The organism is Pantoea sp. X-Soil-TKNS-1207 (assembly GCF_059730485.1).
Map to the genome: position 1 here is coordinate 1,742,113 of NZ_AP035958.1, position 12,405 is coordinate 1,754,517.

General features: G+C 53.9%; 11 protein-coding genes. 10 read left to right on the forward strand and 1 reads right to left on the reverse strand.

Going from position 1 to position 12,405, the window contains the following annotated elements; genetic code table 11:
- The first annotated feature begins 109 nt into the window (after positions 1 to 109).
- From AC6I8V_RS08145 to AC6I8V_RS08170, 6 genes are all read left to right on the forward strand, one after another.
- Positions 110 to 931, forward strand: a complete 822-nt coding sequence (locus tag AC6I8V_RS08145) for a hypothetical protein (RefSeq protein ID WP_497845373.1) — start codon at positions 110 to 112, stop codon at positions 929 to 931.
- A complete protein-coding gene (locus AC6I8V_RS08150) occupies positions 915 to 1,298 on the forward strand; it encodes a hypothetical protein (RefSeq protein ID WP_497845374.1) in 384 nt (127 codons plus the stop codon). Before AC6I8V_RS08145 ends, AC6I8V_RS08150 begins: the two co-directional genes overlap by 17 nt.
- 533 nt (positions 1,299 to 1,831) lie before the next feature.
- Entirely contained in the window at positions 1,832 to 4,819 is a 2,988-nt protein-coding gene (locus AC6I8V_RS08155) for a phage tail length tape measure family protein (protein WP_497845790.1), read from the forward strand.
- Positions 4,819 to 5,292, forward strand: a complete 474-nt coding sequence (locus tag AC6I8V_RS08160) for a hypothetical protein (RefSeq protein ID WP_497845375.1) — start codon at positions 4,819 to 4,821, stop codon at positions 5,290 to 5,292. Before AC6I8V_RS08155 ends, AC6I8V_RS08160 begins: the two co-directional genes overlap by 1 nt.
- Positions 5,279 to 5,761 carry a DUF1833 family protein gene (locus AC6I8V_RS08165; RefSeq protein WP_497845376.1) on the forward strand — a complete coding sequence of 161 codons (483 nt, stop codon included), beginning with the start codon at positions 5,279 to 5,281 and terminating at the stop codon, positions 5,759 to 5,761. Before AC6I8V_RS08160 ends, AC6I8V_RS08165 begins: the two co-directional genes overlap by 14 nt.
- A gap of 8 nt (positions 5,762 to 5,769) precedes the next feature.
- Positions 5,770 to 6,138 (forward strand): hypothetical protein, encoded by a 369-nt coding sequence (locus AC6I8V_RS08170; RefSeq protein WP_497845377.1) that lies wholly within the window; start codon positions 5,770 to 5,772, stop codon positions 6,136 to 6,138.
- Here the strand turns inward: AC6I8V_RS08170 and AC6I8V_RS08175 are convergent.
- A complete protein-coding gene (locus AC6I8V_RS08175) occupies positions 6,119 to 6,388 on the reverse strand; it encodes a DUF1883 domain-containing protein (protein ID WP_497845378.1) in 270 nt (89 codons plus the stop codon). The genes AC6I8V_RS08170 and AC6I8V_RS08175 overlap by 20 nt on opposite strands.
- Positions 6,389 to 6,529: 141 nt before the next feature.
- Between AC6I8V_RS08175 and AC6I8V_RS08180 the strand changes: the two genes are divergently transcribed.
- The 4 genes from AC6I8V_RS08180 to AC6I8V_RS08195 are packed head-to-tail and all read left to right on the forward strand — an operon-like array spanning position 6,530 to position 12,389.
- Positions 6,530 to 6,910 (forward strand): nitrite transporter, encoded by a 381-nt coding sequence (locus tag AC6I8V_RS08180; protein WP_497845379.1) that lies wholly within the window; start codon positions 6,530 to 6,532, stop codon positions 6,908 to 6,910.
- Entirely contained in the window at positions 6,907 to 9,630 is a 2,724-nt protein-coding gene (locus AC6I8V_RS08185) for a host specificity factor TipJ family phage tail protein (protein WP_497845380.1), read from the forward strand. Before AC6I8V_RS08180 ends, AC6I8V_RS08185 begins: the two co-directional genes overlap by 4 nt.
- A 37-nt stretch (positions 9,631 to 9,667) precedes the next feature.
- On the forward strand, positions 9,668 to 12,094 hold the full coding sequence (locus AC6I8V_RS08190; RefSeq protein ID WP_497845381.1) for a putative phage tail protein: 2,427 nt from the start codon (positions 9,668 to 9,670) through the stop codon (positions 12,092 to 12,094).
- A gap of 7 nt (positions 12,095 to 12,101) precedes the next feature.
- Entirely contained in the window at positions 12,102 to 12,389 is a 288-nt protein-coding gene (locus AC6I8V_RS08195; RefSeq protein WP_497845382.1) for a hypothetical protein, read from the forward strand.
- The last annotated feature ends 16 nt before the right edge of the window (positions 12,390 to 12,405 follow it).

A 12,405-nucleotide genomic window follows, 5' to 3' on the forward strand; every position in this document is an offset into this window, starting at 1 on the left:
AGAGTGTTGACGATAACCTTTTCAGATTGACTGATTGTCTTTGAGCTTTCAAAATCAGTATCCCGGTTAGCATGTGCTTCCAGGTGCTTTTGAGAATAAGTGAGAATTTGTGGTACAGCCAAAAAGTCGAAAATCCTTAGATATTGATGCGACTAATCGCATCATAAAAAACCTGACTCCATACCTGTTTTTCGAACAGGAAATGTCCAGTTTTGTATCTAACAGGATGATTTCTTTAACCGAAGAGATCGGAGATGTTGGTCTGAAAGCTGTAGCACAGGGTACGCTTTTCTTCGCATTGAACAATACCGAGTTGGGTATAGATGCGATGGAAACAGCGGTAACCTATATGAGCAAGGACTGGGTTACCTGGCGTCAGTATATGCAATGTATGTTTTGGCGTTTTGGTCCTGCGGGGGCGTTGGACATTGCAAAAAGAGCCGAAGTGCGTGAAATCGTCAGCCCTCTACTAGCCAGAGATGCCATGTTTTATGCCATGAGCATTGGAGATTTGGCTTACATGACTGAAATGCACAATGTTTTACATAAACTCAATTGCTTCGATGATATTTTCTCTTCCGACAGAGTTATTGAGAGGGCCGATATGGAACGCGGATTGGGTTATCATAAACTTGCAGAACTATCTGGTAAAGTTGATACGATACATGCTTTGTCTCGATTGATGTTTCAACAGCTTAACTTAGGGCAGAAACTCCAAACCTCTAATCGGTTAATTGATGTTTCGGAAAGTAATGAAGAAACCTCACTTATTTATGAATTGCATATAGTTAATGCCGATTCTGAAAAGTGTGCTGAAATGAACCGTAATTTCATTTCAACAAGAGTTGAAGCGGGACTGTTAGATTGGGATGTTGGATGTATGTTCATTAGCAAACAGCAAGGTGATAAATTAAATGCCTGTTTCGCCTGATGATTTTCTAACTCTCGCCTTAAAGCATGATTCAGCATGCGATGAAATGCAATTAAGAAATTCAGTCAGTAGGGCTTATTATGCAGGCTACCTTCATACGATAAAGAAAATTCAGGAAGCTAATATTCTTTTATCCACCGCTCCTGCTGGGATGCATGACAAACTCATCAATTCGTTAAACTCTAATTTGTGCTCAGGTCTGTGTGGTGGTATGTCTTTTCCCAAACAATGCGAATTAGCCGGAATGCTCAGATTGACAAAGCAGTTGCGAGTGAAAGCTGATTACAAGCTTAATGAGACTGTGAGTCAAAACGACAAGGATACTGCTTTAAATACAGCCACTGAGATTATTAAATTTCTTCCATAAATTTGATTTGAAATACAGACCCGCTTCGGCGGGTTTTTTTATGCCCGGAGAAAACCATGCTTGAACAACAATCCCGTCTTGCGCTGGTTATCGACAGCACCGGCGCGCAGAAAAACAGTGAGTCGTTAGTGACAGTGCTGGATAAGATGACGCAGGTCGGACTGGAGGCGGAAAAATCAATCGATGGGGTGTCAGCCGCCACCGGGCGCGCCACAACGTCCAGCAGGACGCACACCGCACAGACCCGTAAGCAGAGCGATGAACTGAACAGCCTGCTCGAAACCATTCGACCCACAAACAAATCACTGGCCCAGCTTGATTCTCTTAATAAGCAGTTAACCCGTTCCTTTTCCAAAGGGCTGATCAACGAAAGCCAGTACCAGACCTACAGCAACATTCTGTCCGGCCTCGTGGAAAAAAGCGAAAAGCTCGATGATGAGTTAACCGGGGTGGCACAGGCCCAGCGTGATGCGGCGAAGTCAGCGCAGCAACTCCAGGCAGCGCAGGAAGCTGAAGCGCAGTCTCTGCAACGTATGCTGGACAAAATTGATCCGGTATCGGCAGCGCTGCGTAATATCGAGCGTGACCAGCAGGCACTGGCCTCCGCCCTGGCAAGCGGCAAGATCGATAACGGCCAGTTCGATGCCTACAGCAAATCGCTGGACCAGGCAAAGCAGGAAATAAACGGTGAAGCCAGAGCCGCGCGCGATGCAGCAAAGGCCCACGATGAACAGGTCGCCTCACTGCGCAGGCTGGAGGCGCAGATAGACCCGGTGGGCGAGTCTTTCCGCAGGCTCAATGAGCAGCAGCGCCAGCTCGACAGCGCAAAAGCCACCGGATTACTGTCGCCGCTCGTTTATGACAGCCTCAATACGAAACTGGCCGCCACGCGTGACGCCCTGGAAAAAACATCCTCACAGCTTGGCAGAACCGGTCAGTCTGCGGCTGCAACCGCCAACGCCATGCGCATGATACCGGCACAGATGACCGACATTATTGTCGGCCTGTCTACCGGCCAGTCGCCGTTTATGGTAATGATGCAACAGGGCGGCCAGCTGAAAGATATGTTCGGTGGTATCGGTCCGGCCATCAAAGGCGTCGGCACTTATGTGGCGGGGTTGATTAATCCCTTCACACTGGCGGCGGGCGCGGTGGGCCTGCTCGGGCTGGCATATTACAAAGGAAGCCAGGAACAGAGTGAGTTTTCTAAATCACTGACGCTTACCGGTAATCTGGTGGGTAAAACCACGGCACAGCTGTCAGATATGGCATCCCGCGTGGGTGTCGCCGCAGGCGCAACACACGGGGCGGCGGCCTCCGTCATTAATCAGTTAGTGGCTTCGGGTAAAGTAGCCGGTGATGAGCTTGAACGCGTCAGCGCCGCGATAATTCAGACAAGTGATGCGACCGGAATCGCCACAAAACAACTGGTCAGCGATTTTGACAATATCGCCGCCGACCCCGTCAGCCAGATAAGCAAACTCAACGACCAGTATCATTTCCTGACGCTGGCGACTTACAACCAGATCAAAGCTCTCCAGGATGAAGGCAATCAGCAGGAGGCGGCGCGGGTTGCAACCGAGGCTTACGCCAGCGCGATGCAGCAGCGCGCGAGCGATATTCAGGGTAATCTCGGCCTGCTGGAAAAAGCGTGGAATTCGCTGTCTGTTGCTGCCGGTAAAGCCTGGGACAGTATGCTGGATGTGGGGCGCGCCCAGACGCCTGAAAACACGCTGGCCACGCTGAACGCAAACATCGCAGAGATGCAGAAAAAGCAGGCCGAAGGCGGGTTGTGGAACCGCTTTTCTGCCAATGCGTCCGGCCTTGATCTCCAGGATATGATCCGCCAGCGCGATGAGTTGCAGGCACAAATCACCACGCAGGACGTGCTGACCGGCGCCATCAGTCATTATCAGCAGGAACAACAGAAAGCGGTCAAAACCCAGCAGGATGCGGATCGGGTTAATCAGCAGTACATGACGAACGCCGAACGCCGGAATAAAGCCATTAAGCAGCAGAGCGAGTTTCTTAAGGCGGGGGCAAATTCGGCTGAACAGTACGCAAAAAACGTCGCGCGCATCAATGAAATGTACAAAGACCCGAAAACGCCGAAGCAAAAGAAAACCCCGGCTTACCATGAGGATTCGGGCCAGCGAACGCTCGACCAGATTAACCAGCAGACGGCGGCCCTCAATGCGCAGTTAAGCACCACGGATAAACTGTCTTCCGCCACTCAACAGCGTATTAAGTTCGAACAGCAGATTGCTGACCTCAAAACCAAAAAGCAGTTAACGGCAGACCAGAAATCCCTGCTTGCGCACGCCGATGAGATCACCCAGGCCTATAAAGCGCAGGAAGCGATTCAGTCACAGGTCACCACGCTGGATGAGTATCGCAAGATGCAGGACGAAATTGGAGGAAAAGACAAAAAGAATAATGACACGCTTAAAAAGCGTCTGGAAATCCTTGAAAAAATGGTCGCACTTAAGAAGCTCCCCCCTGAGAAAGCGGGTAAAGAGGCCAACGACCTCGTCAGCAAGTCGCCGCTGCCCGATTCTGTTATTTCAGGGGTAAATGCTGCCGGAGGCACTTTGCGATCTGGTGCGACCAACAGCGATTTGTCCGGCCAGGGTATGAGTATGCTGGGCCTCAATGCTGATCCTCAGTTGAAAGTCATCGCGCAGCTTAAACAGGCACAGACTGATTATGCGACGTGGCTTAATTCTCAGGAAAAGATCATCACCTCAAACAGCCTGCTTAATGAGCAACAGAGGCAGCAACAACTTCTTCAGTTGCATGAAACAGGAACGCAAAATCAGAAGGTTTTAAGCACGGCTCTATACTCAGCCGAGATGCAGGCCGCACAGAACGCATTTTCAACTATCACTGACTCAATGGGGACCATGTTTGGGGAACAGTCAGCGGCATATAAGGCGGCTTTTGTCACGCAGAAAGCCTTTGCGCTGGCACAGGCAGCTATTCAGCTGCCAATGGCTATGGGGCAGGCTCTTTCCGGTCTGCCATTTCCTGCGAACCTGGCTGCGATGGCGACTGTAGCCAGTCTGATGGCAACAATCACGTCAAGCATAACCAGTGCTGCCGCCGTTGGATTCAAAACAGGCGGATACACTGGCAATGCGGGGGTGAATTCTGTCACTGGCGTGGTGCACGGCAAAGAGTATGTGTTTGACGCGGCCTCCACGAAAAGCATCGGCGTGGATAATCTTGAAAACATACGAAAAAACGGCCTGGACGCGACGTTGTCACGTCCGGGCTATGGCACAGGATCTACCAGCGTCACCGGAGACACCATCAGCAACGAGAGCAATTACCACTTTACCGGTTCGCCCATCACGATTAACGGCAATCCTTCCGATGCAACGATCGCGCTGGTAAAACAGGCGCAGATAGAAGGAGCGAAACAGGGCTATGAGGAGGTGGCACAGCATCTGGCCACGGGGCGCGGCAAGGTATCCAAAGCGCTCAGCTCCGGCTGGAACACAAAAAGGAGGGCGGGCTGATGGCCGACATTTACTATCCACATGATTACCTGCCAATGCCGTTACAGGATGGCTACGGTTTTAAACCGGTCAGCCCGCTGGTGCGTACGCAACTGACCTCCGGGCGGTCGCGCCAGCGCCGCCGGTATCTATCGACCCCGACCAATGCATCCGTGACCTGGCAGTTTATTCAGGAGGGAGCCGCGCAGTATTTCGAACTGTGGTACCGCTACATTCTTGCCGACGGTGTGAACTGGTTTTTTATGAAGCTCCAGACGCCGATGGGTGTGGACACGTATAAATGCCGGTTCACGGATATCTATGAAGGTCCGACGCTGGTACCGCCGCATTACTGGCAGTACACCGCCACGCTGGAACTCTGGGATCGCCCTGTGCTGGACAGTTCCTGGGGGGAATTCCCGGATTACATCGTCAACGCGGATATTCTCGATCTCGCGCTTAACAGGGAGTGGCCGAAAAATGACGGTTCTTAATCGCCTTTACGCCTCCGGGGGATCGGAGGTCATTCTTGAAACGCTGGAAATTAATGTCGCCGGGGAAGTGTACTGGCTGACGGCTGGCTGGACTGATTTTACCGCCACGCTGGAGGACGGCACGGAACAGGAATTTACCGCATGTGGCGTGGATATCGCCCTGCCTGCGCGTAATGCTGACGGCACACAGGATCTGAATTTTGCCATCTGCAACATAGACGGCGTGGTATCGACCACCGTCAGGGACGCCATCGGTAATCTTTCGAATGCGTCCCTGACTTACCGGTGTTTTAAATCGACTGACCGATCTGCTCCGGCGGCCGTCCCATACACCCTGGAAATTAAATCCGGTTACTGGACTGCCGTCGAAGTGCAGTTCACTGCCGGATACATGAACGTACTCGATACGGCCTGGCCCCGAAAAAGTTACACCCTCCCTGAGTACCCCGGACTAAGATATTTAAGTTAAGGAAAAAAATGAGAAATCGTAACCATGTAAATACACAGTCATGCGGTGCAGACATTGGGCATTTTCAAAAAAATGATGCTGGGGAGGAAGTACCAGGTTATGAAATTATCTCCCCGCCTGTCGAAAATTATCATTCAGGAATGAATATCTTCATTGAGTATGGTGGAGAAATAATATGGGCTGTTCCAGAGGTTAACCATTTCGGGGAATGCATCGCAGCTCCTTCGCTGGCGGAGGATGGGGTAATGGACAGAATTATTTCTGCACTTGAAGGTGCTCTGGGAAGTGCCCGACTGGATAAGGAAAATTACCGGAATTCCGAACCATCAGAAATTATCGAAATCCCGGAAGAAAATATTACTTACGCTTCGGAATGACTTTCAATGTCTGCCTGGCTGATGCGTGTAGTTCTCCTCCATCCATCACAACATGCCAGTCACCACTTTTAGGAGCTATCAGCCTTGCTGGTGACCTGCGGAATGATCCACCGAGAACAGTCTGGCGTCTGTTTTCCTGATAATTACGGTACTGCTCTGACGTCATGAGAAAGACTCTGGCGGAAAGGTGAAAAGATACTTCAACTGTATCTCCCTGATTTAAATGAATCCGTGCATGGTATTTTGCCATTACTGCTCCTTATTTGAGGGAATCAGCCATTTCTATCCTGAGTGAACCGTTCATTAAACAGTGGCTGAATGACCAATATAACCAGTTCATACATATTTAAATATCCTGTTATTTAAACAGTGAATATTGCTGGAGAATTTCATGCTTAATCCTGATAAATACCTTTCGGTCACCTGGCTGAAGGGCGGTCGCGTTTTTCCCGAACTCGACTGTTTCGGCGTGATCAACGAAATCCGGGCCGATCTCGGTCTGCCGCTCTGGCCTGATTTTGCGGGTGTCACAAAAGACGATGACGGGCTGGACAGAGAAGCCCGGAACCTGATGAAAAACCTTCAGCGCTGCGAACCGCAGGAGGGAGCCGGGGTGGCGTGCTATTCCGGCATCATGGTCACGCATGTTGCCATTGTGGTGCGAATCGATAACAGGCTGCATGTGGCCGAGTGTAACCCGCGCACTAATGTCACTTTTCTGCCTTTAGCCCGTTTTATGCGCCGGTTCGTCCGGGTGGAGTTCTGGCAATGACCATCCGCATTTATCCCTCCCGCCTGCCGGGCGAACCGCTGGAAACGCATCATCACCGGGCGATGACGTTGCACGCCTGGTTTACCGCAAACGTGGACGGTTACACGCAGGACCGTCTCCAGCCGGTCGCGGCGGTGGTCAACGGCAGGCCGGTGAAATCGGATAACTGGCCGGTATGCCATATCGCTCCGGATGACGACGTCCGGCTGTATCCGACACCTTACGGTACCGGGCTGGAAATTGCTGCCTGGATAGCGGTCGCCGTGTCGGTGGCGACCGCCGCCTATACCATTTTTGCCATGCAGGGGCTGGGCAGTAGCTCTTCCAGCGTGGGGAGTGGCACATCCCTGGACCTGAACCCCGCGAAAGCCAACAGCGCGGCACTGGGCGATCCAATCCGGGAGGTGTTCGGCAAGTACCGCATCTATCCGGATTATGTCGTGGCGCCGGTCGGGCGGTTTGACGCCGACGACCCGGAAAAATACGTGATGAACCTGTTCGTGAGCCTCGGCGTGGGCACCTTTTCTTTTACCGAGGGTGATATGCGCGTGGGGGATACGCCAGTCAGTTCGCTGGGCGACGGCTTCAGCTATTCGCTGTTCCAGCCAGGCGCAGACGTCAGCGGTGATGAACGTACCGAAAACTGGTTTAACTCGACTGAGGTGGGCGGGACGAGCAGCGGTAGCGGGCTGGATATGGGGACCACGGCACCTGATACCGATGAAATCCTGGCGGATTCGGTGACGGTCGCCGGGGGCAGCGTGACGTTTAATAACCTCATCACGGACGACGATGATGATTCCACCGATGACGATAATCAGTTACCCGACAGCTGGACCGAAGGGGCTGCTATCACGCTGGTCGTGCCGGATTCATTTACGGTGGCAACAAGCGGGCAGCACAGCCTCATCACCGGCAACAGCGTTGCCGAAATCGCGCCTTACACTGGAATGCCCGTATCGCTGACCTATAACAGCATCACCTATTCACTGTTTATCGCGTCATACACGGCGGCCACTGCTGACGAACAGGCTTCGATCACGCTCGCCTATGGCAGCGCCAGCGGGGCGGCATTTTCGGGCATTCCTGACGGCTCACAGCGCCTGTCGCTCAGTCATGCCGACAGCGAATATAAACTCCTGTCCATTGATGGCGCGACCGTCACGGTGGCAAGGCTGCTGGCAGGCGCTGAGGATGACTCCTGGCCGGGTTTCAGTGCGCGCACCGCGCTGGATTTTCAGGCCACGGGCATCAACGACAGCGACACCTGGCTGGGACCGTTCCTGGCGTGCCCGGAGAATGAGACCACCGACTGCTTTGAAGTTAACTTCTCTTTTCCAAACGGCGTGTGCGGTTTTAACAGCTCCGGCAGTAAGCAGATCCGCCATGTGGGCTGGGAACTGCAATACCGCGTTTACAGTTCCGGAAAGAACTGGACGAGCATAACCGGCACCTTCGCACAGAAGAACATCAACGGGCTGGGGTTCACCGAACGGGTCGTTCTGGATACCGCTGGCCTGGTTGAAGTCCGCTGCCGTCGCACTAACGAGCAGGGCAGCAATAATGCCAGGGACAGCATGTACTGGCAGGCACTGCGGGGGCGGCTGACGGCACGGCCGTCGTCGTATTCCGGCGTAACGACGATGGCCGTCAGCGTTGTCACCGGGGGTAAGCTGGCCGCGCAGTCTGACCGGCGCATTAACATGGTAGCCACACGTGATTATGCGCGGGGCACGGCACGTACTGTCTCAGGTGCGCTTTATCACATTCTCGATAATCTCGGTATCGCTGCGGATGACAGCACCATTGATGCGCTGGAGGCCAACTACTGGACGCCGCGCCAGGAGTTTTTCGACTTCAGCACCGATTCAGATGACACCTCGGCGCTGGACATCCTGCAAAAAATCACCAACGCCGGGATGAGCTATTTTCTGTTGTCGGACGGTATGGCCTCAGCAGGGCGTGAAGGTGTGAAGGCCTGGACCGGGGCGATCACCGCGCAGGATACGGTTGAGGAGCTGAAGACGTCCTTCACAATGCCTTCACAGGATGATTACGACGGCGTGGACGTGACCTATATCAACGGCAGCACCTGGGCGGAGGAAACCGTGCAGTGCCGCACCAGTGATAACCCCACGGCCTCAAAAATCGAGAGCTATACCCTGGACGGCGTGCTGGATAAGGACCGCGCTTACCGCATCGGGATGCGCCGCCTGATGGGCTATATCCATCAGAAACTGACGCACAGCACCACTACCGAGCTGGACGCGCTCTGTTATCAGTATATGGACAGGATAGTGCTGACCGATGACATACCGGGCCACGATACCCTCAGTTGTCTTGTCACCTCGGCCAGTTCTGACGGCAGCACCTTAACGCTCGGCCTGAGCGAACCACCGGACTGGACGTTCACAAACCCGCGTTGCCTTATCCGGTTGCAGGACGGTGGCGCCACGGCGCTGCTGGTGCCCACACGGGTGGATGACTTCACGTTGTCCGTGCCGCTGACGGCCGCACTGCGGTTTGATGAGTGGGACATGGATGACCCGGCCATCGAGCCACCGCGCCTGGTCTTTTGCAGTTCCGAAAAGGTGGGGTATGACGCGCTGCTGACGGAAATCGCGCCATCCTCTGACGGCACCTGTGAGGTGACGGCCGCACAATACACGCCGCTCAAATACCAGTACGACGACGCCACGTATCCGGGCGACGTATCATGACCAGACCCGCTGCGGCGGGTTTTTTATTGGGGTAAGAATGACAACCTACAACACCGGCAACGCGCTGGGTTCTGCCGCAGTTAAAGATATTTACGATAACGCCCAGAATCTCGATCACTTCGTCAATGACCTGGACAGCATCGAATGGGCTGACCGGTTTGGCGTCATGCGGAAAACCTGGTCGGGCATGGAGAAAGAATTCACGGCGCAGATGGAAAGCCAGGAAAACCGGTTTGTCGTCCAGCTTGGCAGCCAGGCTAAGCGCTTCAACACCTTTATCCAGAACTCCGGCTATCAGGTTATCGGGGATTATACCGACGGGCCGCTGACCATTACCGACTATAACCAGCTCATCCGCTTCAACGGCGAGCTGTATAAGCTGACGGCGGCAACCGATATTCCCTGGACCGCGACCGGCAACGATGACACCTCATGGGCGGTGGATTCCCTGCATCTGGTCTCCGTGGGCGACGCGGTGCTGCGCCAGGAGCTGACCGGGACTGACGGCCTGAAGATGGTCGGGCAGTGCCCGGACATCATTACCCTGCGTCTCACCGAACCGGAGGCAGACGGCCAGCGGATATTTTTGCAGGAATATGCGATCGGCACAGGGAAGGGCGGCGGCACGTTCATCTTTCACGAAAGCGACACCACCTCAGCGGATGACGGTGGTTTTTGCATCGTGACGGAAGGCGGGAAACGCTGGAAGCGCGACTGTACGCCGGAGATGCTGAACGTGGAACACTACGGTGCGCTCATGGATGGCGTCACCGACGATATGCCCGCGGTGATGCGCATGTATTATGGCACCGTGGCGATCGCGACCGGCTTCCCGGTTGGCGTCCGGTTCCCGGCGGGCAAAGTGGCGCTCAGTTCCACTTTTGATATTTCCGACGAGACGGAGCAGCCGATGTTCCGTGTGCGCGGCCCGGACGTCGAATATGGCGCCCAGCCGGCGACGCGTGTTTATTTCACCGATACCACGTCCACCACGCCGGTTTTTCAGGTCAATGCCCGCCGCATGGAAATGTCCGGGCTTCACCTGGTTGCCGACGATACCGTGACGCCGTTTTATAAAAACGCGTGCGCGGCGGGCCAGTACATCCGGGTGAAGTCTTTCCGCTGTAACGGAAACGGTGGCCTGGTGTTTGACGTGCAGGACATCATCGATACGAAACTTGATCAGATTTACTGCTACTCGCTTTCCGGGGGCTTCCTGAACAGTGGCTGGTCTAATACCGTGGCGGGCGGCTGGGATCATTCCACGGCCATTGAAATCTCAAACGCCAACTTTACATCGTGCAAAACGGTGGATGTCCTGAAGATGATCCGCGCCACGCAGTGCCTGATGCGCAACGTCTGGTTTTCCAGCAATGAATACACCTTCGATGTGTCCCAGGGTGGCTGGCTGTTCGACACGGTCATTGTGGAAGGTTCGACCTATCCGGCGAAAACGAAATACGCGAAGTTGCAGGAGATTAACTGTCGTTATGAGCAGGGCGCGACCAAAGACAGTACGCTGTCCGGTTACACCTCCGATATGGATAACGGCGGCAGCATCCCGAGCTGGGTGACTAACGCTTATGATCAGGGTGGTTTCAGCCTTAATGCAACGGGGAACCGTTTTAATGCAGGCGTCGCGGCACGGTTTCACTACCCGACCACCATACTCGAGAACAGCAACAACGCAGAAACCTGGTTCTATGTGGGGCGGCTCAGCATTCCGGCGCTGGGGCGCACGGCACAGGTGCGGTTTGCGGGAGCGTCAGGGTGGGACAGCGCATCGGGTAACGTCACGCATCCGGGGGCGACCAACTTCGGTTCAGGGGAGGCGAAAGTTTTTCTGGAAATGAAGCAGCCCAACGTGGAAACCACCTCTGTCGTCGAGGCGCACTGGCACGGGGAGGCCAACTGTCCGGTAACGGACGTGGGGATCGTTCACAACTGGCAGTACATTTTTCTCTATGTGAAGGTGGCGCAGTATGCCCGCTATGTTGGCGTGTTTATGGAGACGAACGCGCTGCCGCGCGCTGATACCAGTTCCCCGTTCTATTTCACCGAGTCCAATACGCAGATAGCGGATATCAGCACCGTTGAAAACCTGGTGACGGCAAAGCCACGCTGGACCATCAACAGAGGGCGGTATGACGGCAACGGGTTCGGGATGGATCTGGACAGCGGCGATTTACTGCTTTACTCGGGTAATCTCCAGGCGGTGGCCGCCGGGAAATACATATCGGTCTATATCAACGGTGAACAGCAATATATACCTTACACGGAGCACACCGGTTCAGTGTTGTTACCGCGTTATGCCTATGCTGATCTGCCGTCACCGGCCACACACGTCTACTGTATGGTGATGTGCACCGATACCGCGCTTACTCCGGCTGTGCAGCCTCTTTTTTCCAACGGTTTAAACTGGTATCCCGTCTCTGATCCGGCGGCGAGCTGGGCACCTTCGTGAGGGTTTTATGTCAGTAACTGAGAAACTGATCCTGTTTACGGATGATGATTATGGGGATATCGGGGAGGCAGACAGCGCCGGGTATTACGATGTGACGTTTACGTTTGTGAGCGTTGAGGAGCTGTCTAACGCCCAGGCGGTGTGCCGCTTTACGATGGAGGTCAATAATGTGCTGTTGAGCAAGTTTTACCGGCTGGGTGTTTCGTATCAGGACCAGGAACCCTCGGCAGATGAGGCAGAGCTGGCGTTGAAAAATTATCTGATGATGGTTTATCAGTCAGCTAAAAGCACATAACTGCATGTGAATTAAT